Raw genomic sequence first — 23,598 nt, forward strand, 5'->3', positions numbered from 1 at the left:
CCGGCTCCGCCCCTCTCCGTTATTATTGCTTGCTCAGCATCCAGGCATTCCAGCGCTCGACGACTTCCTCGCTGTGGTCGCGCCACCATTCGAGATTGGTCTGCACGAGGGTGGCGGAATTGTTCGGATGGCCCGGCAGGAGCGGCTTGATGTCGTCGCGCACATGGTCGATCGACTTCTTGTTCGTTCCCGAGTAACCGAAGGCCTCGGACATGATCGCTTGGTTCTGCGGCCTCGCCATCACGGCAAGCAGATGCTGGGCCCAATACGCGTTATTGGCTCCTTTGGGAATGCCCCACGCGCCGCCGTTGATCATGGCCTGCGTGAACTCGATCTTGAGCGGTGCCCCCTTCTGGATCGCTGCATAGAAGCGGCCGTTCCAACCGGTCGAGACCGCAACCTCCTTGTCGATCAGGATCTGCGCCGATTGCGCGCCAGAGCTCCACCATACGCCGACATTCGGATAGATCTCGTCGAGCTTGCGGAAGGCGCGGTCGAGGTCGAGGGGGTATAGCTGGTCGGGAGACACTCCGTCCGCCATAAGTGCGAATTCCAGATTGTCGAAAGGCTCGTTCAGCATGCCGCGCGGCCCAGGGAATTTTTCCACGTCCCAGAAATCTGCCCAGGTCTTGGGCCCGCCATTGGGAAAGGTTTCTTCGAGATAGGCCTTGGCGGTGGTCGCCACTGTATAGGAGAAGACGCAGGGCAGCTTGGCGTGGTCGACGAAATCGGTTCGGTCGACGATCTCGGGGGCGATCGGCTCCAGAAAGCCGAGTTCGCAGGCCCGCAGCGCATCGTAGATGCCGAAGCTCGTCACGTCATATTCGATATTGCCGGTTTCGATCATCGCCTGCAGCTTGCCGAACCCTTCCTGGTTCACGTCGCGGATCTTGATGCCGGTTTCATCCTCGAAGGTGTTGAAGAAGGCCTTGCGAAGGATTTCGCCCTCCACGCCACCGGAATGGTTGACGACAAGATATTCCGGCTTGGGCGGCTCGCCCTGCGCCCAGGAGCCGAAGGAAGCAAGCGCCAGAATGCTGGTCAATGCGGCGGTTGCGAGAAGGTGCTTCATGATTCCCCTCCTATGAAGCTCAAGCGCACGGGGAGAGCTCGTGTCGAACGCCGAGCCCAAGCGCTCGATGATCGCTGCCGTCCGTGCCGTCCGGCCTGCGATTTAATTCTTGTCAATGGATTAAATCATGGGATATGTCGTCTTGCAAGAGAATGGCGGTCTGGAAATGAATAATCTGGCTCTTATGCGTTGAAATATCATCGTTCCAGCCATAGGCGCCGGATGGCGAGCGCAACGCGCGAAAGATTAATTCCATCAGATAAGTTTATAGGAATGGCGATGCCGACCAAAATGGAAGCCTTCATTGCCGAGCAGCCGCAGGTGGTCTCGGAGGCATTGCAGGCGGGCCTTGATTGCCGGCCGCCCTGGAAGGAACGTTCGGCGGTGCATCTCTTCCTGGTGGGTTCCGGCAGCTCCCGCCACGCGTTGCTGGCCGTGCAAGGCCGTTTCGAGAGCGCATCGACTATGCCCCATGTGATCGGCCCCACCGAGTTCATCGAGCGACTGTCCCGCGGGCTGCCGGAGGGTAGTGCAGCGATCGTGCTCTCCCAAATCGGGACCAGTGCGACAAGCGTGGTGGCTGCGCGACGCGCCGCAGAAAGCGGGCTCGACGTGTTGGTTCTAACGGCAGAAAGGGAGAGTCCCATTGCCCGTCTCAGCCTTCCCACGCTTTTCATCCCCGCGGCGGGCGAGACCATCGGGCCGAAAACCAAGGGCTATGCGGGCTCAGTCGCTGCCTTGCTGGGGCTTTCACCGCGCCGCGCCGCCATGCAGGCGTTCCGGCCGGAGGATTACCGGGAATTCCTGGCGCGCTCCCGGAACGCTGCGGCAAGGCTCGCGGAGGAGGCGGATGGCCTCGATTTCCTGCTTTTTGCGGGCAGCGGCGCTCATTACGCGACAGCGCTCGAATCATCGCTGAAGGTCGCAGAAGTGGCCGGGCTCCCGACGGCTGCCTTTCCTATAGAGGAAACATTGCACGGCCGGTTGCATGGGTTGGGACCCCTGAGCCTCGCGATCTTCATTGTCGCAGGCGAGGCGGAGGGGCGGACAGCGCGCCACGCGGCCGAGGTGATGCGGGAGCGCGGCGTGCGCGCCCTGCTCGTCAATCTAGGGCGGGAGCCTTCACCGTTCGACTGGCCGGAAGGGATCATCACTTGTCCGGCCGATCTGCAGCCGGTCTACGCGATCGCCCCGGCGCAATGGCTCGCCTTTGAGCTCGCGACAAGGCGCGGCATGTCGCCGGACACGATGCGCTATCCCGACCTTTCCAGGGCGCTTGCGATCAAGCTCAACTAGGTTCGGGAGCATTCCGTGTTCATCGGCATCGATATCGGCGGCAGTTCCATCAAGATCGGCGCAACGGACGGCCGCGACCACGTTCTTGCCGAGCGCGCGGTCGTCATGAAGAGCCTCCCCGATTACGAAATGCTCTGCCATGCGGTTTGCGCTGCGATCAAGGAGATCGCCGGTGAATCCGGCCGGCCGTTGGCCGTAGGGCTTGCCATGCCAGGTTTTCCCGATCCGCGGACCGGATCTTTGCGCGATGGCGGCGGGAACATCCCGCTGTTTGCCGGGCGCGGGATCGTCACCTCCCTGCGCGAGCGCCTCGATCTTCCGGTCACGGTGATGAACGACGGCGTCGCGGCGGCGATGGCGGAACTGCAATTCGGCGCCGGCAGAGGCCGCAAAACCTTCGCTGTGATCACGATCGGTACGGGGATCGGCGGCTGCGTTGTGGTGGATGGACGCCCGAAGCTCGGCCCTAACGGTGAGCCGCCTGAGTTCGGTGCGATGGTGCTCGACAAGGACGGTCCTAGGAATGGGCGTGGCCTGCCCGGAACGCTGGAATCCTTCGCCGCCGCTCCATCGTTCATCCGTATCTACCGCGCCCTCGGAGGGGATCGTCATATCCACCACGTGCGAAGCTTGTTCGAGCGGTTGCCGGAGGACGAGATTGCCCGCCGCGCCGTCGACGCGGTCGCGCTGCGGCTCGCCCAGGCGATCGGTCTTATCGCAAATGCGGTGAATCTTGAGGCGTGTATCATTGGCGGCGGCGTATCAGCCGCGGGCGAAATGCTGCTCGAGCCCGTGCGGCGGCACCTGCCCGTCTTCACATGGCCGCTGCTTCTCGAGGGGCTGGTGGTCTGCCGCGCTGATTTCGGCAATCGCGCCGGGATGATTGGGGCCGCGGCGCACGCTGCCGGGTTCAATCGAGCAGCGGCTACCGCCCAGCGCTGAACATCGTCACGCGTTCGTGCCCGTCAACTGGTCGCGTTTGAAGAGGATCGAGAAATCCGGGGCGATGTTCTCGAATGCTGCGAGCGCGGCGGCGCCGAGAGCTGGAGCTTCGAAGCCGGATTGCGCCTTGATCAGGCGCGGCTGCTGCTCGCCGTGCCTGCTGGTGAGTGTCCGTGGAAGCGGCATGGTGAGCTCGATGAGCGCATTGAGCAGCGGTTCGGGAACGCTGCCCCCGATCACGACAGCCTGTGGGTCGAGCAGGTTTTCGACAGTTACGATCGCCGTGCGCAGCTGGCTCGCCGCCTCCTGGAGCCAGGCCTTGAGCTTCGGGTCGCCGCGTTCGAGCGCCTGCAGCAGCAGCGGAACGTCGACCTCCTCGCTTCCCTCCGGTCGTCCGGTAATGGCGCTCTGGGCCGATGTGAGCGCAACATAGCGCTCAAGGCAGCCCTGATTGCCGCAGGAGCAGGGGCGGCCGCCGGTGGTCGTTACCACATGGCCGATTTCGCCGGCATTGCCATGGCCGCCACGCATTGGACGGCCCCCAGCGATGATGCCGGAGCCGATGCCCGCGCCGATGAAGATGTAGAAGAAGTCGCTGAGGCTGCGGCCGACGCCATAAAGCTTCTCGCCGACGGCCGCCGCCGTTGCGTCATTGTCCACATGGACAGCAAGTTCCAGGCGCGACTCCAGCCGCTGCCGCAACGGAAAATTCTCCCATGCCGAAACCACTGTTGGGCCTAGGGGGACGAGGGTGCCGTTCACGAACACCGAAGGTGTCACCACGCCCACGCCCCAAACCCGGTCGCTGCTGATCCGGCTCGCGAAGATCAGGCTACGCACGGTAGCCTCGATCGTCGGCAGCACGACCTCCGGCGGAGCCGAGCTCAATTTGGCCTGCATCTGCCCTTTGATCCGCCCGGAAAGATCGACGATCACTGCTACGAGATCACGATGGTCGAAGGAAACGCCGACCGTGAAGCCGCCTTCCGGGTTGATCACGAGATCGACAGGCGGCTGGCCCCGGCCACCCGTCCGCCGCCCCTGGGCCATCACAAGACCTGAATCGAGCAGCATGTCGACGATGTTCGAGATCGTCTGTGGTGCAAGACCCGTCCGCCGGGCGATCTCCGCCCGAGACAGGGGACCGTGGAGCCGAATGATATCGAGCACGAGGCGCCGGTTGAAGCGCTGGCCGTGATCGACATTGGTTCCGAATACATTCATTACGCTCTGATACTAAATCCATCGCCTGGAGCATAGTCCGAACGAAGGACGCTCAACACACGCCGCCCGACTCGGATGCACGGCCATCCAGGCAGCGCTACTTTCGCTGCGTCGGGAAATCCTGTTAGGAGGGAGTGCGGGCGGCTGACGCCCTCAGTCGGGCAAAACGCTGGGGGCAGAACGAAGATCGGCAGGATCGCAGCTGCGGAAATATTTTATGAAATCCGCGGCGAAGGAGATGATGTGCTCTGCAAAGGCCGCTCCGATCTCGGCATTGGACAGCCGCGAGTTGCCGCCAATCAGGCCGTGCGGATTGACATCCAGAGCATCGAGCGGAACGGCCACCTCGCACTCCTGGAAGGATATCGCCGACAGGCCGACCGTCTCCTGGCCGAACGCTTTCATGGCTTCGCTCGTCTGTTGAAGATCGGGCCGCATCAGCTCGGGAAAATAATGCCAGTAGACCGAGGTGATCGGGTCGGCGCCGTGGCCGCCGGCGCGCTCGGCAAGATCGCCGTGCAGCCGCGTCCAGAGCTCGTGCGGTATGGCCTTCCAGATGTTGATGGAGGGCACGATCAGGCCGGTGCGGATCTTCAGTTCGCGCACGGTCTGGTCGATCAGGCCGGCATTGCCCGTATGGCCGTTGAACAGAACGATGCGCCGCAGGCCATGGTCAAGGAAGGCGCTGATCGTGTCCTCGAGGAGCGCGCAGAAGGTCGATGGCCGGAGCTGGATGCCGCCGGCCATGCCGCGGAAGACATCGGCATAGCCGAAGGGAATGGTGGGGGCGGCAATCGCTCCGGAGCGTTCGGCGACCGCGGCCGCAAGGCGCTCCGACAGCATGAAGTCGCCCATGGGCGCGTGCGGCCCCTGTTCCTCCTGGCTGCCGAGGGGAATGAGAATGACCGGATCCTCCGCCATGCGCTCGCGGAATTCCACGAAACTCATATCTTTTAGCAGATGCTTCTTCATTGGCCGGCCATTAGCTCCAGGCTCGATTTGCGTGTTTTGGCGCCGTTTGGGTTTAGGCAGGCGTGGAGGTGATGCGCGGGACCAGCCAGGACCGGTGTCCCGTCGGCGCAGGCGGGAAGCGCGAACGGGCAGCGCGGGCGGAACGGGCAGCCGGCCTCCACGATTTCCATGCTGTCCACGTCGGCCTCCCACGGCCAGTCGGGCTTCAGGCGGTCGTCCTCCGCCGAAATGGTGGGGATGGAGGCCAGGAGCTGCTGGGTATAGCGGTGGCGCGGCTGCGAAAACACCTCCGCCACGGCGCCTTCTTCCACCACGAGGCCGCGATACATCACGATCACCCGGCTGGCGAGCACGCGCACGACGCTGAGATCGTGGGTGATGAAGAGATAGGTGAGGCCGAGCTCCTCCTGCAGCTCCTTCAGAAGCCGCAGGATATGCGCCTGCACGGAGACGTCGAGCGAGGAGGTGGGCTCGTCGAGCACCAACAGCTCCGGATCCGTGGCGAGAGCGCGGGCGATGGCCACACGCTGCCGTTGCCCGCCCGAAAGCGCAAGCGGCCGACGGTCCTGCAGGTCGGGATGTAGGCCCACCTTCTCCAGAAGTTCGCCGATCCGCCGGCGCCGTTCGGAGCGGCGGCAGAGATTGTGGACCGAGAGCGGCAATCCGATCGCCTGGCCGATGGATTTGCGTGGGTTGAGCGTGGAATAAGGGTTCTGCTGCACGAGGCCGATCTGCCGGCGGTCCGCCTTCGAGCGCCGGCCTGATAATGGCCTGCCCGCCAGGACGATCTCGCCGGCGGACGGCTTTTCGATGCCGAGGACGAGATTGGCGAGCGTTGTCTTGCCCGATCCGGATTCGCCGACGATGGCGACCGTCTCGCCCTTGCCGACTGAGAGATCGACGCCCTTCAGAGCCTTCACTTCGGCGCTGCCGACGTGAAAGGTCTTCGCGGCTCCGCGTATCTCAAGCAGCGGCTCGGTCATGCCGCGCTCGCCTCGTGGATGCAGGCGACGCTGCGGCCGGCATCCCGCCGCATCGGCACCGGAGCGTCGCATTCGGGCCGAGAGAGCTGGCATCTCGGACGGAAGGGGCAGCCTTCGGCAAGCTTGCTGAGGTCCGGCACCGAGCCTTCGATCGGCTCCGGCAACCGGTCCGAGGAAAGCCGCGGCACCGAGGCGAGCAGGGCGCGTGTATAGGGATGGCGCGGATCGGCGAAAAGCGCATCCGTCGGCGCGCTCTCGACGATCCGCCCCGCATACATTACGCAGACGCGGTCGGCGAATTTGCGAACGACGCCGAGATTGTGGGAGATGAACAAGATCGCCGTGCCGTAGGCTTGCGACAGGTTGCCCATGATGTTCAGGGTCTGCTGCTGCACCGTGACATCGAGCGCGGTGCCCGGCTCGTCGGCGATGAGCAGCTTCGGCCGGCTCGCCAGGGCCATCGCGATCATGACGCGCTGATTGAGGCCGCCGCTCAGTTGAAAGCTGTAGCTGTCGAGCACGCGCCCGGGGTCGACGATCGAGACGTCGCGCAGCGCGGCGCGCATGTGCTCCTCCGCCTCCTGCCCCGTCAGGCGCCGGTCGACACGATCCAGCACCGCCGTAAATTGCTGTCTTATCTTGAAAACCGGGTTGAGGGCGGCCATCGGGTCCTGGAAAATCATGGTGATGTCGCGGCCGCGCCGCGCCTTGGTGCGGGCAGGGGGCTCGCGCAGGATATCGGCGCCCTCGAAGCCGATGCGGCCCGCGATTCGCACGCGCCGGTCGGGCAGGAGCCCCATGATCGCACGTGCCGTCACGGACTTGCCGCTACCCGATTCCCCCACCAACGCCACGCGCTCGCCCGCGCCCACCGAAAGATCGACGCCATGCAACACATGGACTGGCCCGTCATGGGTCTCGAAGGTCAGGTTTAGGTTGCTGATGTGAAGAAGTTCGTGCATGCCTACCCAACAATATCGAAGAGGTCGCGCAAGCCGTCGGCGACGAGATTGAAGCCGAGGACGACGATGAAGATCGCAAGCCCCGCCGTCACCGAGAGCCACCAAATGTCCGGGAGATACTGGGACCCTTCCGAGACCATCGTGCCGAGGTCCGGCGTGGGCGGCGGAGCCCCCATGCCGAGGAAGCTCAGGCTCGCGCCGAGCAGAATGACGAAGCCCATGTCGAGGCTCGCCTTGGTGAGCAGGTTGGGCGCGCAATTGGGCAGAAGCTCGCCGAACATGACCCTTATGCGCGAGGCGCCGACGACTTCCGCGGCGGTGACGAACCCCTCGTGCTTGAGCGAGCGGACGATGCCGTAGACGAGCCGCGCATGCCACGGCCACCAGGCGACGGCCATGGCGATCATGGCGAGCATCTGCGAGGGCCTTGCAATGCCGAGGATGGCCATAGCGAGAACGAGCGAGGGAATGGCGAGGAAAACGTCGGTGATGCGCATCAGCACGATTTCCACCTTGCCGCCGAGATAGACGGCGGTGATTCCGACGATGGTCCCGACGGAGATCGCCAATGAGACGACAGCCAGGCCCAGAATCAGCGAATTGCGGAAGCCGAAGATGATGCGGCTCAGCACGTCCCTGCCCACACTGTCGGTGCCGAGCCAGTATTGGGCGCTCGGCGGCTTGTTGGCGTCGGCGAAATTCACCACTACGCCCGCATGCTCCGGGTAAGGCGCGATGAAAGGCGCGAAGACGGCGCTGAAGATGACGAGGAGGATCAGCACCATGCCGAGGACCGACAGGCGGTTGCGGGCAAAGCGGCGCCACGCGCGCCATTTCGGATTTGGCTGCATCACGCCTTCAACCTGATCTTCGGGTCGATGAAGGAGACAAGGGTGTCGATGAGCATGTTGATCAGGACGAAGAAGACCGAAATGAACATGACGACCGCCACCATGGCGTTGAGGTCCTTGCGAACGATGGCGTTGACGCCGTATTTCGCCATGCCCGGCCAGTGGAAGATCGTCTCGACGATGAAGGCGTTGCCGAGCAGGGCGACGATCTGCATGCCGAGAATCATCAGCGTCGGGATGATGGCCGGGCGCAGCGCCCATTTGAGCGCGATGGAGCGCTCGGGAAAGCCGTAGGCGCGGGCGAACTCCACGAAGGGCCGGTCGTAGCTGTCCACCATGTTGGTCCGGGTCAGGCGCGATATCTGGGCGAGCCCGGGAAGGGACAGCGCCACGGCGGGCAGAACGATATGCGCGAGCGCATCGAGGAATACCTGCCACTCGCCGGCGATGAGGGCGTCGACCGTATAGAGGCCGGTGAAGGCGGGGGGAGCGGCCAGGCTTTCGGACAGCCGCCCGGTAAGCGGCAGGACGCCGAGCCAGAAGGACAGGATCAGCATCAGGAACAGCGCCCACACAAAATTGGGCATGGCGACCGCGAGCAGCGAGAGGATGCGCGCCGAATTGTCGGGCCAGCGGTCCTTGAAGTGGGCGCTGGCGATGCCCATGGCGCCGCCTATGAGCGTCATGGCGAGGCCGGCGAAGATCACCAGCTCCAGCGTGGCCGGAAAGGTGGCGGCAATGTCCTGCGAGACCGGATTGTCCGTATAGAGCGAACGCCCGAAATCGAAATTCACCGCGCCGCCGACAAAGCGCAGATATTGCTCGACGTAAGGTTCATGGAAGCCCATCTGCTGGCGCATGGCCTCGACCTGCGCGGCGCTCGCCTCGGGACCGAGCGCCAGCCGGGCAGGATCGCCGGGGATGACGCGGGCTAGAAAGAACATGAAGATCGAAACGCCGACTATGACGATCACGCCGCTCACGAGCCGGCCGAGCAGGAATTTCGTCATGCCATGCATATGCTCAACTGTCTGGCCAATCTTCCATTCCAGGTGGCGGCCCGCCCATCGGTGGACTCGCGGCGGCGTGGGCAGGAGAAGCCGCGCCCACGCCGTACCCGTTAAACGTCCATTGTCATCTTGTCGTACCGGTAATTGCCGGCCATGATCGGGATCGACGCGGCCGGATCGACGAAGCCGGGCGCCTTCAGGTAGTTCTGGAACGCGACGAGATCCGTTCCCTGATACATGAAGACCGAGGGGTATTGGTCCGCGATGGTCTTGGCAAGCTCCTTGTAGAGCTCATGCCGTTCCGCCGCGTCCGTGATCTGGCGGCCCTTCTCGAGCGCGGCGTCGATCTCCGGCATGTGCAGCCAGTGCATCGAAAGATAGGTGCCGGCTGACGAGCTGTGATACTCGCCCCAGAGCATGGAATCGACATCCGTGGTAGAGAGCGACGTTGCCACGCAGGCGAGGTGGGGCGATGCCTCCGGGCTGGTGGCCATCTCGACGATCTGAGGCCAGGGAGCGGAGGTGATGTTCACCTTGATACCAAGCTCCGCCAAATTGGCCTGCAGAAGCAGCGCGAACTTTTCCTGCAGCGCCATGCCCTTGAACCAAACGAGATCGAACTCGTGCTGCTGTCCCGCATATTTGGACTGCGCAAGGGCGGCCTTGGCGGCCTCGATGTCGCGCTTCAAGAGAGGTACGTCCGGGTCGTAGCCCGGCACGTCGGCCGGGATGGGGCCGCGGATCGGAATGCCCTGCTGCTGACCGGCTACCTGAAGAAGACCGTAGAGCTGCTCGTAGTCGAAGGCGAGCGCGATCGCCTTGCGGACATTGACGTCGTCCAGCGGCGCCTTGCGGGTGTTCATCTTGAAATGGAAGATGCTGGGCTTGCGGTCCTGGCCGATGGATATTCCCTCGGACTTCGACAGCGCCAGCACGATCTCGGGCGGCAGCGGAAGGCGTGTGAGGTCGATCTCGCGGCGCGGCATGAGCTGCCGCACGGCAACCGCCTCGACGCTGAATTTCGAGCGGATAACCTCCGGCGGATTGGAAGCGAAGCCCGCGAAATAGTCAGGATAAATCTCCATCACGGTCTCGCTCTGCGAGTCGTGCGTGACGATCCTGTAGGGGCCGCTGCCGGCGTCGGCGCTGCTCAGGAACGCCCCGCCATAGTCCTTGAATTCGCCGAACTCGCCATCCTTCAGATTGGCCATGACGAGTTTCTTATTGACGATGGCAAGGCGCACCAGGGCGGCGAGGAAAGGCGAGAACGGCTCCTTGAGCTTGAAGACAGCCTTGTTGCCCTCCTGCTCGACCGATTCCACTGCCGAGAACAGGAATGCATAGCCGCGTTTCATCGTGATCATGCGGTTGGCGGAGAAGACGACATCCTCCGCCGTCAGCGTCGAGCCGTCGTGGAATTTGATGCCGTCGCGAATGGTGAAGGTATAGGTCTTGCCGTCCTCTGAGATCTCCCACGATTGCGCGACCGAGGGTTCCAGCTCACCGCGCGGCAGCGGCCGCACGAGGAAGTCGTAGAGATTGAACATGAGGATGGAGCCGGGAAAATCGACGGGCTTATGCGGGTCCGCTTGGCCGATATTGCCGTCGGCAAGCCGCAGCGTGCGCTTTTCCGCCGCCGCGGCGGCTGGCATGATCGGTCCCAGGCCAAGCGCCAAGCCGGCCGAGGCGGTGGTCGCCAGAAGATGTCTGCGCGTAAGCGTGAAATTTGACATTCCTGTTCCCCTTCTCAAGCTCAAATCGCCAGCATGAACGGAAGCAAGTCTCGCCTCAACGAGAGGCACCGCATCCGGCTGCCCTTTATGGCTTTGTCGGGCGCGACCGTTCTCCAGGGCACGTGCCTCGATCCTGCAAACTTATCAAGCCGGTGCGGGTCGAAGAATACGTGGCAGCACTTACAACCGGCATTCGTTGGCACGATGGACGGGGCCCAGGCAATGTCTATACTCGGCCGAAAACAATGATGCCAAAAGAGGCTAAATGGAGCGTCCGGTCCAAGATGTCGTGTGATTGCCTGGTATGAAAAAGCGGGTTTGCTTCATAACGCTCGGCCAGTCACCGCGTCCGGAGCTCATTTCGGAAGTGCTGGAGCATATCCGCGAACCAATCGACTACACGGAAATCGGGGCGCTGGACGGCCTTGCCGAGGATGAAATCGAGCCGCCGCGTTCGCCGCGCGACACGCCACTGGTGACGCGGCTTACCGGCGGCGAACAGGTCGTCGTCTCATCGGATTTCATCCACAGGCGGCTGGATATCGTGATCGCGCAGGTCGACCGGCTGGGGCACGATCTGCTCGTGCTGCTCGCCAGCGGCATCTTCCGCAAGTTCGAGACAGTCACGCCGCTCATTCACGGCCAGTTGGCGGTGGATGAGTGGATTGCCTCCTTCATCCTCGGCACGGCGCAGCTCGGCATCGTTTTTCCCCTGCGGAAACAGGCCTCCGATCCGGTGACGCTCCATGACTACGGCATCCTCATCCAGAACTACCAGACCGTGGCCTATTCCGGCGAGGCAAACCGCATCGACGAGACCGCGCTCCTGCTCAAGGACGTCGATTTCATCCTTATGCATTCGGTCGGCTACACGAAGGAGATGGCCCAGCAACTGGCGCGCGAATCGCACAAGCCGGTGGTCACGGCCCGGCGCGTCATCGCCGGGGCGTTCCACCTTCGGCTCATGGAGATGGGAAGCACCGCCCATCACGGCTTTGCACAGGCGAGCGAGCTCGACCTGGTGAAGCGCCTGCCGCGGCCGGAAGAGCCGCTCACCGGCCGCGAACAGGAAGTGCTTTCGCTCGTGCTGGAAGGCCGTTCCAACAAGGAAATCGCCAAGCAGCTCGGCATCAGCCACCGCACTGTCGAGATCCACCGTTCCCGCGCCATGGCCAAGTACAACGCGACGACGGCGATGCAGCTCATCCGCCGCGCCATGATCGAGAACCCGGGCTAGCTTGTTCTTCGCCTCCTACGTGCCGGCACGTATTTTGCGGCAGGTGGCTTTCATCTACGCTTCGGCAGCTTCGAAAGGTCCACCCAGGGAGGTGTCATGAGGAAAGCGGGCGCACAGATCAAGCTTGGGGCGTTCCTGACCGCGACCGGCCAGCATATCGCCGCCTGGCGTCATCCCGACGTGAAGGCGGACGCCGGCATCGACCTCCAGGAATACATCCGGGTGGTGAAGATCGCCGAGCGCGGCAAGTTCGACATGATGTTCCTCGCCGACAATGCGGGTATCTGGGACCGGGAGCTTGAGTCCGACGGGCGCTCGTCACGCGCCGCCTATTTCGAGCCGATCACGCTGCTTTCGGCGCTCGCGGCGGTCACGGAGCGGATCGGGCTGGTGGCGACGGCCACTGCGACCTTCAACGAGCCTTACAACGTGGCGCGGAAATATGCTTCCCTCGACCATCTGAGCGGGGGCAGGGCGGGCTGGAATCTCGTCACCTCGGCCAACGAGGCCGAGGCCTACAATTTCGGCTTCGACGTCCACCTGGCGCATGCCGACCGCTATGCGCGGGCGCGCGAATTTGCCGAGATCGTCATCGGCCTGTGGGACAGCTGGGAAGATGACGCGCTGATCCTCGACAAGGAGGGAGGGCGCTTCTTCGACCCGCAAAAGCTCCATATGCTCAACCATAAGGGCGAACGGTTCACCGTCCGCGGGCCGCTCAACGTGCCGCGCACGCCGCAGGGCCGCCCCATCATCGTGCAGGCGGGCTCCTCCGAAGCGGGCATGGATCTCGCCGCCTGGTGCGCCGACGTGGTCTTCACCGCGCAGCCGGCTCTCTCCGACGGAATCGCCTTTTACAAAGAGCTGAAGGAGCGCGTGCGGAAGGTGGGCCGCTCGCCCGACGATCTGAAGATCATGCCCGGCCTTTCCCCGGTCGTCGGCCGCACGCGGGAAGAAGCGCAGGCGAAGTTCCAGGAACTGCAGGATCTCATCGATCCTGTTGTCGGCCTCGGCCTCCTGTCGTCCATGGCCGGCCACGACCTTTCCGGGTATCCGGTCGACGGCCCCTTCCCGGACCTGCCGGACAACAACACCGGCAAGGGCCGGCTGAAGGTGCTGAAGGACACGGCCGCGCGAGAGAACATGACGATCCGCCAGCTCTATACGCGGATCGCCGGGACGCGCGGGCACAATCTCGTCATCGGCACGGCGAAGGAGATCGCCGACCAGATGGAGGAATGGTTCACCTCCGAAGCTGCCGACGGCTTCAATATCATGCCGCAGGCGCTGCCGGGCAGCCTCTCCGATTTCGTCGATCTCGTCATTCCCGAACTTCAGCGGCGGGGTCTTTTCCGCAGGGAGTACGAAGGCAGCACGCTGCGTGAGCATCTGGGCTTGTCGTGGCCGCATACGCGCCACGCGCTCGCCCGCGATGGCCGAAACGCAAAGCCCGATGCGGCAGAATAGGGCGGGGACCCGACGCATTCTCCTCGGGTGATGGATTCTCCATCACGCCAAACGCGTCTCCCAAGAGTTTGAAGGAAAAGCGGTTTGACAAGAAAGATCATCGGTCTGGCGGGAAACATACGCCGGCCTTCCAAGACACGGGCGCTCGTAACCAGCCTTGTCGCCGAAACGGCGCGTCAATGCGGCGGCGCAAACGCCGTCTACGACGTGCTCGATCTCATGCCGGATCTCGGCACCTGCCTCTTCCGCTCGGATGCATCGCCGAAACTCCAGCGGATACTGCAGGATATCGAGTCCGCCGACGGGCTGGTCGTCGCCAGCCCGGTCTATAAAGGCTCCTATGGTGGCCTCTTCAAGCACCTGATCGACCTTCTCGACCCCAACAGCCTTATGGAAAGGCCGGTCCTGATCGCCGCCACAGGCGGCGGCCAGCGCCATGCGCTGATGGTGGAGCATCAGATGCGGCCGCTCTTCGGGTTTTTCGGCGCCTCCAGCGTGCCGCTCGCCGTCTATGCGTCGGATACGGACTTCAAGGACGGCGAACTGATGGACGAGCAGACGAAGCAGAGATGCGTGATGGCGTGCCGGCAGCTCTCGAACCTTATCAAGCATCGCATCCCCTTTGAGACAGACCCGGCTGAGAAGCGCTGGGCGTAGGGCGGCAACTGGGACCAGGACAGATGTACCGATTGGGAATCGATGTCGGAGGGACGAACACGGATGCGGTCATCATGGCCGGCCGGTCCGTCCTTGCCGGTGTGAAAGCCGCGACCACCGAGGATGTCACGAGCGGCGTGATCGAGGCGATGGAGGCGGCCATCTCCAAGGCCGCCGTGGAGCGCTCGAAGATCACGCATGTGATGATCGGCACCACGCATTTCACCAATGCCGTGATCGAGCGCAAGCACGTCAATCCGGTGGCGGCGATCCGTCTCTGCCTGCCGGCCACCGCCTGCCTGCCGCCGATGGTGGACTGGCCGGAGGATCTGCGCCAGACCGTCGGCGGGCATCGCTACCTGGTGCGCGGCGGCTATGAATTCGACGGCCGCGAGATCGCTCCGCTCGACATCGATGAGCTTGACCGGATCGCCGCGGACATAAGCGCCAAGGAACTGAAGGCCGCAGCGATTACCTCCGTCTTCAGCCCGATCAACGCGGCCATGGAGACGGCGGCTCGCGACCACCTCATGAAGCGCTGCCCCGGCCTGCGAGTGGTCGTCTCCAGCGATATCGGCCGCATCGGCTTGCTCGAACGCGAGAGCGCGGCGATCATGAATGCCAGCCTGCTCGAGCTCAGCGGCCGCACGGTCGATGCCTTCGGAAGGGCGCTCCAGGCGGCAGGGCTCAGCTGCCCCTTCTTCATCACCCAGAACGACGGCACGCTGATGGGCGCCGAAATGGTGCGGGAATTCCCGGTCCTCACCTTCGCATCCGGACCCACCAATTCGATGCGCGGGGCAGCCTTCCTCACAGGGGAAAGCGATGCCATCGTGGTCGATATCGGCGGTACGACCACGGACATAGGGGCTATCCAGCGCGGCTTCCCGCGCCAGGCATCGACGGTGGTCGATATAGGCGGTGTACGCACTAATTTCCGCATGCCTGACGTCTTCTCCATCGGGTTGGGCGGTGGCTCGCTCGTCCGCGGGACAGGCGGAGCGACAAGCGTCGGGCCGCAATCCGTGGGCTATCGCATCACGAAGGAGGCGCTGGTGTTCGGCGGCGGAACGCTGACGGCGACCGATATCGCCGTCGCAGCCGGCCGCGCATCGATCGGCAATCCCGCAGCGGTCGCCTCGCTTTCCGGCGAACTCGTCGGCGAGGCTCTGGCCGAGATCGTTCAGATGCTGGAACGGGGCGTGGAGCGCAGCCGCATCTCGCCTGAGCCGATACCGGTGATCGCGGTGGGCGGCGGCTCCATCCTCATGCCGGAGAGGCTCGGCGACCTGCGCGTAATCCGTCCGGAGAACTTCGCCGTCGCCAACGCGGTGGGGGCTGCGATCGCGCAGGTGAGCGGCGAGGTGGACCGCATCTTCTCGCTCGCCAACGGGCTCACCCGCGAGACCTGCCTGAAACAGGCGGAGGAGGAAGCGCGCGAGAAGGCGATGCGCTCCGGCGCCGCGCCGGCGACCATCACCGTCATCGAACGCGAGGACGTGCCGCTCGCGTATCTTCCCGGCAATGCCACCCGCATCCATGTGAAGGTGGTCGGCGAGATGGATGGCGTACATGCTTGAACGGACGAGCGGCTTTCTTCTCGACGAGCGGAAGATCGATGCGCTTGAGATCGGCGCCGCGATCCTCGGGACCGGCGGCGGTGGCAATCCCTATATCGGCAAGCTGCGCGCCCGCGAGGCGCTGCGGCAGGGCTTCAAGATGCGGATCGTGCCGCTCGAGACGCTTCCCGACGATGCCGTCGTCGTTTCCCTGGGCGGCATCGGCGCGCCGCTCGTCTCGCATGAGCGGATCAAGGAGGGGAAGGAAGGACTGAGATGCATCCGGGCGCTGGAAGAGCGGCTCGGCATTTCCGTCGATGCGGTCGCCTGCGAGGAGATCGGCGGGCAGAACGCGATGGAGCCGCTGATCACCGCTTCCGCGGCCGGGCTCCCCGTCGTCGACTGCGACGGGATGGGCCGCGCCTTCCCCGAGATGCAGATGACGACCTACTCCATATACGGCCATCGGTCGACGCCCAGCGTGATGTGCGACCTGCATGGGAATGTGGTGATCTTCGAGCACGCGGCCTCGGAAAAATGGCACGAGACCATGGCGCGGGCCTGCGTCGTGGCGCAGGGCGGCGCGTCGACGCTTGCAAGCGCGCCAATGTCGGGAAAATTCCTGAAGCAGTTCGCCATCCCCGGCTCTTACAGCCGGGCCATGGCACTCGGCGAAGCCGTCCTGACGGCGCGGCGCGCGCATGCTGATCCGATCTGCGCCATATGCGAGAGCGAAAATGGGAGAATGGTCTTCCGGGGGAAGATCGCCGATGTCAGCCGTACGATCGCCGGCGGCTTCGTGAGAGGCAAGGTGCACCTTACCGGCTTCGATCAGTACGAGGGAGACGAGGGCTCGGTTCTCATCCAGAACGAAAACCTCGTGTTCCTGCGCAATGGCGCGGTCGAAGTGGTCGTTCCCGACCTCATCGTGATTCTCGACGTGGACAGCGGCGAGGCCATCACCACCGAGATGCTTCGCTATGGCCAGCGGGTGGCCGTTCTCGCCCTTCCATGCCACCCGTTGCTCCGCTCCGAAGCGGCGCTGGAGGTGGTCGGCCCCAAGGGATTCGGCCTTGAAGGGATCGATTACAGGCCAATGTGCGAGCAGGAACGGGAGAGGGTGGCTCGATGACATCATTCCAGGTGATGCCGCAGGACATGGAAGCGATCGCGACGGGCGGTGCGTTTCTAGGCACGGGCGGCGGTGGAGACCCGTATATCGGCAAGCTGATGGCGCAGTCCGTGATGGCGGAGAAGGGGCCGGTGACGGTGATTTCGCCCGACGACGTCGAGGACGACTGGCTTTGCCTGCCAGTGTGCATGATGGGCGCGCCGACCGTAATGGTGGAGAAGCTACCCAACGGATCGGAGGCCGGTTCCGCCCTGGCGCAGCTCGAGGCCTTTCTCGGGCGCAGGGCCGACGCGCTGATCTGCATCGAGGCCGGCGGGCTCAACTCGACAATTCCCTTCGCCGTCGCCTCCGCCACCGGCCTGCCGCTGATCGACGGCGACGGGATGGGCCGGGCCTTCCCGGAACTGCAAATGGTGTCCTTCACCATGCACAGCGTTTCGGCAACGCCCATGGTGCTGGCCGACGACAAGGGCAACAGCTCCATCATCAACGCGATCTCCAACCGCTGGACGGAGCGTCTCGCCCGATGCCAGACCGTGGAAATGGGGGGAGCGGCCCTGGTGGCGCTCTACCCGATGAGCGGGGCAGAGGTGAAGCGCGGCATCCTTCGCCACACCCTGTCGCTTATCAAGGAGATCGGCGAGACGATATCGGCGGAGCGGAATGCACACCGCAATCCCGCAGAGGCGCTGATCAGGCGTCTTGGCGGCAAGCGCCTGTTTTCCGGCCGGGTCGCCGATATAGACCGGCGGACCGTAGGCGGATTTGCGCGCGGGCAGGCGCTATTCAAGGGGATGGAAGCGGACGAGGGGAAGAGCTTCCGCGTCGATTTCCAGAACGAATTCCTGATTTGCCGAGGCGACGATGGCGCCCCGATGGCGATAACGCCCGACCTGATCTGTGCGCTCGACGCCGACGGAGGCCTTCCGGTGACCACGGAGCAGCTCCGCTATGGCCTGGCCGTGACGATGATTGGCCTGCCCTGCGACGAGCAGTGGCGGACGCCGGCCGGGCTCGATCTCGTCGGTCCCGCCTATTTCGGCTACAATCACGAATACGCGCCGTTACACAGCCTGTCCTGATGTCCGAGGCGCCGGATCGGCGCCGACGACGTGCTTGATCCGCCCGATCATAATGGCGGCCTGACGATGATCTTCCTGGCTGTGAACGCCACCCCGATCAAGGTGCGCCTGGGAGGCCTGCTGATGAAAGGCGCGCTCCGCGCGAAATTGTGGTTTCATTGGTTTCCTTGCCAGCATGAGGAGGCGAGCCAATGAACCTCAGAAGCATCCCCGTGGCGCAGCTCTTGGAGTTGCTGGCGGTGGTCCGGTGTGGCAGCATCAATCGGGCCGCTCAGGAGCTGAACACCACCCAGCCCACGCTGACCAGAAGCATCAAAAGGCTGGAGGACCGGCTGAGGGTGCCTCTGCTTCAACGAACCGCACATGGCGTGACGCCATCCGAATACACCAAAGCGATGCTCCCTTTCCTCCAGAGCATCGAGAGCGACTTCAGGAAAGCCTTGGCGGAAATTGAGGCTGCCACCGGAGCCGGCGCGGGCAAGATCTGCATCGGCTCGACGGCCATGGTGGCAAACAAGATCGTCCCGCAGGTGCTTGCCCGGTTTGTCCCGCGCTGGCCGCATCTGACCATCGAATTCGTCGAGGACCGCAAACCCGCCCTGCTCGAGGGATTGCGGAGCGGCAAATACGATTTCGTCATGGCCCTCATGAGCCCCGAGGAGCAGGCGCGGGACATCCTGCAGCAGGAACTTTTCACCGACACGCTCGTGGTCATTGCCCGCCCGGGCCATCCTCTTACCAAGCTTTCGTCCCTGTCCGTGCGCGATATCGTCCAGTGCAAATGGATCCTGCCTACGGAGGGGCTCGACCTGCGCAGCCGCCTGGAGAATTTCTTCCGTAACGAAGGACACGACGTGCCGGCGTTCCCGGTCGAAACGACGCTCTTTACAGCGATCGTCGCTCTGGTGAAGAGCACCGACCGGATCTCCGCGATTCCATCCGTGGTCGTAAGGGACGAACTGCTCAGCGGCGAGCTTGTAGCGCTGCGCGGCCCTTGGAACTTCATCCACCGCTCGTTCAGCGCCTATTTCAGGCGCGGGCATACGCTCTCTCCTTCCGCCCGCGAGCTGTTCCGGGAAACCCGCCGATATATTACCGAACTCGGCGTCAACGTTCAGAAGGCGGCTGCCGAATAGGTCAGAGGGCACTTTTGCTGCGCTAATGGAGGATGGCTATACACTTCAGGCATAACCCCGTGCCTCAATGCATTGGCGAAATGCTCCAGCTTGGAGTGAACTCCAATATGGGTTCCGGTCGGAATTCGAGATGCAGCAGCCGCAAGAGGGAGTGATGTCGTACTACGAATTGTCCGCCGATGAGGATTTGAACATCCTTAGACTGCATGAAAAGGCGATCGTGTTCGACGGTGCCTTCCCGATGCTCGGCTTCTACAAGGCGCCCGAGGAGGAAATCGACGCTTTCCTTAAGGGCGGCGTGACAGGCGGGAACGCGACGCTCTCTTCCGACGAAACCGATTTCTCCGGCGCGATCGCGAATTTCCGCAACCTGAAGGCTCTCATTTCGCGCAATAGCGATCGGATGGCCCTTTGCACGCGTGCGGCCGATATCGAGCGTTGCAAGCGGGACGGCAAGATTGGCATGGTTCCCTTCTTCCAAAATCCCAAGCCGATTGCAGACCGGCTGGCCGATCTGGAGATTTTCTACGAGCTGGGCCTGCGCGTATTCCAGATGACATACAACAATCTGGGCTTCATCGGCGCCGGCTGTTGCGAGCGCAACGATCCGGGGCTGAGCAATTTTGGCATCGAGGTGGTGAGCAAATGCAACGAGCTCGGCATTCTGCTAGACATCTCCCATTGCGGGCCGGCGACATCCTGGGACACGCTGAAGTTTTCCAAGGCGCCCGTGGTCGCCAGCCATTCGGGTGCATATGCCCTTGCGCGCGCCTTCGGGCGCAATAAACCCGACGACATGTTAAAGGCGGTGGCTGACACGGGTGGACTGGCAGGCATTCCCTTCTTCCCCTGCCTCGTGAAGAGAGATCCGGAGACGCATGTCGTGCAGCCCTCCACCGTCGAGGACGTCATCGACCATATCGACCACGCCGTCGAGATCATGGGCATAGACCATGTGGGAATTGCTTCCGACATGTCCTCCCATCTGGCGCGTACCCTGGAGCTTACGCGCGACTCGGTGCTGCGCACCACGCGACTGCGTCATCCGGAGGTGTTCGGCGTCGGGCCTACCGATCGCTACGATCCTTATCCGGCGGGTTTGGACAGCCATGCCAAAATGCTGAACCTCAGCCGCGGGCTCCACAAACGCGGCTATGCCGAAGGCGATATCATAAAGATACTCGGGGGAAACTGGATGCGCGTCTACAGCGCAGTGTGGAAGGACTAGAGGGGAAGGCAGGGTTAACCTGACCGTCACAAAAACCGACAAGGGGAATTCGTGAGGAGAACAATGCGATGAACACATCCATTCTCAACCGGCTGCGGCGCTGCTTTTCGCTGTTGTTCATATCGGCGCTGGCCGGCCTTTCCGTGTTGCCGGCCCAAGCGGCCTGGCCGGAGCGCGCGATCGAAATCATCGTCGCCTACGCTCCGGGCGGCGGGTCGGACGCGATCGCGCGCATCGCCGCGCGCATCATGTCGCGCGAACTGGGCGTGCCGGTGAACGTCGTCAACATGCCGGGCGGCAACCAGCTGCCGGGGATCGAGGCGGTGATGCGGGCAGCGCCCGACGGCTATACTCTTCTTCTGGAAACACCCGCGACGAGCTCGATCAAGGCGACCATACCCGACAACCCGGTCGATCTGGAGGCGCGCACCTATGGCCCTCTCATGGCCGCCCAGGGCGCGCTCATCATGGTCAAGGGCGATTCCCCCTGGAACAGCGTCAGCGACATGGTCGACTTCATCAAGAACAATCCCGGAAGCTTCACTTATGTCCGGCTTGGTGGATCCACCTATTCCGATCTCGTAACCCAAGGACTTTTCTCCGTGGCGGGCATCGATCCCCAGACGGTGAAGCCGGTCGACTACAGCGGGAATGGTCCCGGCAACATTGCGGTCGCGGGCGGTCACGTGATGATGTCCGGCGGCTCGATCAATCCGCTGATCTCATCGGGCGATCTCAAGGTGCTGGCGATCGCCGGTCCTGAAAGGGCCACCGCGCTTCCCGATGTTCCGACCCTCGCCGAGTCGGGCTATCCGGTCGATTTCGTCGCTTATTTCGGATTCTCGGGACCGGTCGGTCTGCCTGAAGAGGTGCTGAACCGGCTCGATGAGGTCGTCCAGAAGATGAGCGGGGACGACAGTTTCCGCAAGGAGATCGAAGCGATCGGCTTCTATCCGCGTTTCCTGCCGGCGAAAGAGGCGCGCACCTATATCCTCGATGAGGCGGAGGAATATCGCGCGCTGGCGAAGCGATGAACGAGTCAGGAGGGCAGGCGGATCGCTGCGGCCGCCCCCCTGCATCCGTCGATCCCAACTTGCGGAGCAACCGCAATGTCCGATGAGCAGACCGTGCGCTCGCGCCTGGTGAAGAATGCCGAAATCGGCATTCTTCTGCTCCTTGGCGCGGTGGTGACCGGCGACGGAATCCGCTTCGTCCTGGTCACGCGGCATCTGCGCGCGCTCGAAGTGGGCGGCTACGAGATTCTTCTCGGCCTGCTCCTCATCATCCTGACGCTTTTCTATGCCTTGAAGCCGCTGGCGGAGAACTGGCGGATTTCCGAGGGCAATCGGAACACGGCGATCGGCTATGGCCTGCTCGTTGCATATGCCGCTTCGCTTCATGGCCTCGGTTATATCATCAGCACGCTTATCGTGGTTGCCGCCTATATGCGACTGCTGGGTGGGTACCGAATGGCAAGCAGCCTGGCGGTAGCGGCCATCTTTGCAACCGCCTCCACCTGGCTCTGGACCACGCTGATGATCAGCCTCCCACGCGGCTATTTTTCCACCTGGATTCTTTGGTAGGAACGGAGCCGCACATGGACGCCTTTCTAGCCGGTATCCTCGCCGCCTGTTCTCCCCAGAACCTGGCGTTTGCCTTCATGGGATGCCTGATCGGCACGATCGTCGGCGTTCTGCCCGGCATCGGGGCCGTTTCCGCGGTTGCCATTCTCTTCCCGTTCACGGTCTATCTGCCGCCGGAGGGGATGATCATCGCGTTGATCTCCATCTACTACGGCTCGATGTATGGCGGGTCGACGACTGCGATCCTGATGAAGGTTCCCGGAGAGGTTTCCTCCATCGTCACCGCCATCGATGGTTATGAGATGACGAAGCAGGGGAGGGCGGGGCCGGCACTTGCAATAGCCGCGATCGCTTCCTTCCTCGCCGGTATCATCGGCACGATCCTGGTAGCGACGCTCGGCCCTTCCACGGCGCGCCTGGCGCTCGGTTTCGGCCCGGCGGAGTATCTGGGACTTAGCATATTCAGCCTGACCGCGATCGCCGCCCTTTCAGGACGCTCGCTGCTTCGCGGCGCCATCATCGCCGTGGTCGGCCTGATCCTCGTTTCGGTGGGCTATGACGAGGCCGCCGGGCTGGCGCGCCTGACCTTCGGCACGACCGCGCTGCAGCAAGGCTTCAATATCGTGCCCGTGATGATCGGCCTCTTCGGCCTGGGCGAGATGCTGCGCATCTATGAGGAGGAGACCGGACATTTCAGCAAGGTCAGGATCGACAAGCTCATGCCCAGCCGGGAGGAATGCGCCCTCGGGCTGGCTGCAGGGGCGCGGGCGACAGCCCTGTCGTTTCCTCTCGGCCTGCTGCCGGGCATGCTGCCTTCGGTTCTGTCCTTCCTCGCCTATACTCTCGAAAAGCACTTTTCCAAAACGCCGGAAAAGTTCGGCAAGGGCGCGGTGGCCGGCGTTGCGGCGGCCGAGGCCTCGAACAATGCGGCGGCGATGGGCAATCTGCTGCCGCTGATGGCGCTGGGCGTCCCCACCGGACCCACCATGGCGCTGATCCTGGGCGCCCTGACCGTCTATGGCCTCGCGCCGGGGCCGATGCTGTTCATAGCGCAAGCCGATTTTGTGTGGACCGTCATCGGCAGCTTCTTCGTTGCCAATGTGATCCTCCTCGTCCTCAACCTTCCCCTCGTGGGCGTCTGGGTCCGCATCGCCGCGATTCCAAAGGCGATCCTCACGCCGGCGGTGATGGTCCTTTGCCTGGTGGGCGCTTTCAGCGTGCGCAACAGCATGTTCGATCTCTGGGTGTGCGTCGTCTTCGGCTTCCTGGGCTGGTTGCTGACGCGGGCCAAATGGCCGCTGGCGCCTTTGGTGCTGGCCTATGTGCTGGGACCGATGCTCGAGAGCTCGGCCCGCCAGGTCATCGAGCTCTCCCCCCTTGTGCTTTTGGAGCGGCCGCTCTTCTGGATGTTCATCGTCCTTGCGGCGCTCTCGCTCTGGTTCAGCCGCCGCCTCTGGCGCGCTATCGAATAG

The 23,598-nt window shown here is 63.4% G+C and carries 21 protein-coding genes; 13 read left to right on the forward strand and 8 right to left on the reverse strand.

What is annotated here, in order from left to right:
* Positions 1–22 precede the first annotated feature (22 nt).
* Entirely contained in the window at positions 23–1,072 is a 1,050-nt protein-coding gene (locus CHEJ32_RS0110930) for an ABC transporter substrate-binding protein (protein ID WP_028033921.1), read from the reverse strand.
* Positions 1,073–1,351: 279 nt separating this feature from the next.
* Here CHEJ32_RS0110930 and CHEJ32_RS0110935 point away from each other — a divergent pair, with 279 nt between their 5' ends.
* Together CHEJ32_RS0110935 and CHEJ32_RS0110940 are read left to right on the forward strand one after the other, a co-directional pair.
* Positions 1,352–2,368, forward strand: a complete 1,017-nt coding sequence (locus CHEJ32_RS0110935; protein WP_028033922.1) for an SIS domain-containing protein — start codon at positions 1,352–1,354, stop codon at positions 2,366–2,368.
* A gap of 15 nt (positions 2,369–2,383) precedes the next feature.
* Positions 2,384–3,310 (forward strand): ROK family protein, encoded by a 927-nt coding sequence (locus CHEJ32_RS0110940; RefSeq protein WP_028033923.1) that lies wholly within the window; start codon positions 2,384–2,386, stop codon positions 3,308–3,310.
* Positions 3,311–3,316: 6 nt separating this feature from the next.
* Here CHEJ32_RS0110940 and CHEJ32_RS0110945 read toward each other — a convergent pair whose 3' ends face one another.
* The 7 genes from CHEJ32_RS0110945 to CHEJ32_RS24445 all read right to left on the reverse strand — a co-directional run bounded on the left by CHEJ32_RS0110945 (position 3,317) and on the right by CHEJ32_RS24445 (position 11,045).
* The gene (locus CHEJ32_RS0110945; protein WP_028033924.1) at positions 3,317–4,534 is read right to left on the reverse strand and encodes an ROK family transcriptional regulator; all 1,218 of its coding nucleotides are present in this window, start codon (positions 4,532–4,534) and stop codon (positions 3,317–3,319) included.
* 153 nt (positions 4,535–4,687) lie between these two features.
* The gene (locus CHEJ32_RS0110950) at positions 4,688–5,506 is read right to left on the reverse strand and encodes a creatininase family protein (RefSeq protein WP_028033925.1); all 819 of its coding nucleotides are present in this window, start codon (positions 5,504–5,506) and stop codon (positions 4,688–4,690) included.
* On the reverse strand, positions 5,503–6,489 hold the full coding sequence (locus CHEJ32_RS24440; RefSeq protein ID WP_084032765.1) for an ABC transporter ATP-binding protein: 987 nt from the start codon (positions 6,487–6,489) through the stop codon (positions 5,503–5,505). Before CHEJ32_RS24440 ends, CHEJ32_RS0110950 begins: the two co-directional genes overlap by 4 nt.
* A complete protein-coding gene (locus tag CHEJ32_RS0110960; protein WP_028033926.1) occupies positions 6,486–7,451 on the reverse strand; it encodes an ABC transporter ATP-binding protein in 966 nt (321 codons plus the stop codon). The genes CHEJ32_RS24440 and CHEJ32_RS0110960 overlap by 4 nt, the downstream gene beginning before the upstream one ends.
* Positions 7,452–7,453: 2 nt before the next feature.
* A complete protein-coding gene (locus tag CHEJ32_RS0110965) occupies positions 7,454–8,302 on the reverse strand; it encodes an ABC transporter permease (protein ID WP_028033927.1) in 849 nt (282 codons plus the stop codon).
* On the reverse strand, positions 8,302–9,312 hold the full coding sequence (locus CHEJ32_RS0110970; RefSeq protein ID WP_028033928.1) for an ABC transporter permease: 1,011 nt from the start codon (positions 9,310–9,312) through the stop codon (positions 8,302–8,304). Before CHEJ32_RS0110970 ends, CHEJ32_RS0110965 begins: the two co-directional genes overlap by 1 nt.
* 110 nt (positions 9,313–9,422) lie before the next feature.
* Positions 9,423–11,045 carry an ABC transporter substrate-binding protein gene (locus CHEJ32_RS24445; protein ID WP_051469600.1) on the reverse strand — a complete coding sequence of 541 codons (1,623 nt, stop codon included), beginning with the start codon at positions 11,043–11,045 and terminating at the stop codon, positions 9,423–9,425.
* A gap of 304 nt (positions 11,046–11,349) precedes the next feature.
* On the opposite strand from CHEJ32_RS24445, the gene CHEJ32_RS27700 reads away from it, so the two are divergent.
* The 11 genes from CHEJ32_RS27700 to CHEJ32_RS24450 all read left to right on the forward strand — a co-directional run bounded on the left by CHEJ32_RS27700 (position 11,350) and on the right by CHEJ32_RS24450 (position 23,598).
* Positions 11,350–12,282, forward strand: a complete 933-nt coding sequence (locus CHEJ32_RS27700) for an AroM family protein (RefSeq protein ID WP_028033929.1) — start codon at positions 11,350–11,352, stop codon at positions 12,280–12,282.
* Positions 12,283–12,378: 96 nt separating this feature from the next.
* Positions 12,379–13,749, forward strand: coding sequence for an LLM class flavin-dependent oxidoreductase (locus tag CHEJ32_RS0110985; RefSeq protein ID WP_028033930.1), 1,371 nt, complete (start codon positions 12,379–12,381; stop codon positions 13,747–13,749).
* Positions 13,750–13,833: 84 nt separating this feature from the next.
* Positions 13,834–14,406 carry an FMN reductase gene (gene msuE / locus CHEJ32_RS0110990; protein WP_028033931.1) on the forward strand — a complete coding sequence of 191 codons (573 nt, stop codon included), beginning with the start codon at positions 13,834–13,836 and terminating at the stop codon, positions 14,404–14,406.
* Positions 14,407–14,429: 23 nt separating this feature from the next.
* Positions 14,430–15,986, forward strand: a complete 1,557-nt coding sequence (locus CHEJ32_RS0110995; protein ID WP_028033932.1) for a hydantoinase/oxoprolinase N-terminal domain-containing protein — start codon at positions 14,430–14,432, stop codon at positions 15,984–15,986.
* Complete coding sequence (locus CHEJ32_RS0111000; RefSeq protein ID WP_028033933.1) at positions 15,979–17,097, forward strand: DUF917 domain-containing protein; 1,119 nt, start codon at positions 15,979–15,981, stop codon at positions 17,095–17,097. The genes CHEJ32_RS0110995 and CHEJ32_RS0111000 overlap by 8 nt, the downstream gene beginning before the upstream one ends.
* Positions 17,094–18,179: a DUF917 domain-containing protein gene (locus CHEJ32_RS0111005; protein ID WP_028033934.1), complete on the forward strand. Its 1,086-nt coding sequence runs from the start codon at positions 17,094–17,096 to the stop codon at positions 18,177–18,179. Before CHEJ32_RS0111000 ends, CHEJ32_RS0111005 begins: the two co-directional genes overlap by 4 nt.
* A 191-nt stretch (positions 18,180–18,370) precedes the next feature.
* The gene (locus tag CHEJ32_RS0111015) at positions 18,371–19,315 is read left to right on the forward strand and encodes a LysR family transcriptional regulator (protein WP_011581183.1); all 945 of its coding nucleotides are present in this window, start codon (positions 18,371–18,373) and stop codon (positions 19,313–19,315) included.
* A 130-nt stretch (positions 19,316–19,445) separates the two neighbouring features.
* Entirely contained in the window at positions 19,446–20,543 is a 1,098-nt protein-coding gene (locus CHEJ32_RS0111020; protein WP_028033935.1) for a dipeptidase, read from the forward strand.
* Between the two features lie 68 nt (positions 20,544–20,611).
* The gene (locus CHEJ32_RS26215; protein WP_051469601.1) at positions 20,612–21,577 is read left to right on the forward strand and encodes a tripartite tricarboxylate transporter substrate binding protein; all 966 of its coding nucleotides are present in this window, start codon (positions 20,612–20,614) and stop codon (positions 21,575–21,577) included.
* A 75-nt stretch (positions 21,578–21,652) separates the two neighbouring features.
* Entirely contained in the window at positions 21,653–22,126 is a 474-nt protein-coding gene (locus CHEJ32_RS0111035) for a hypothetical protein (protein ID WP_028033937.1), read from the forward strand.
* 14 nt (positions 22,127–22,140) lie between these two features.
* Entirely contained in the window at positions 22,141–23,598 is a 1,458-nt protein-coding gene (locus tag CHEJ32_RS24450; RefSeq protein WP_034658206.1) for a tripartite tricarboxylate transporter permease, read from the forward strand.

The sequence above is a fragment of the Chelativorans sp. J32 genome (assembly GCF_000518985.1).
Classification (GTDB): Bacteria; Pseudomonadota; Alphaproteobacteria; order Rhizobiales; family Rhizobiaceae; genus Chelativorans.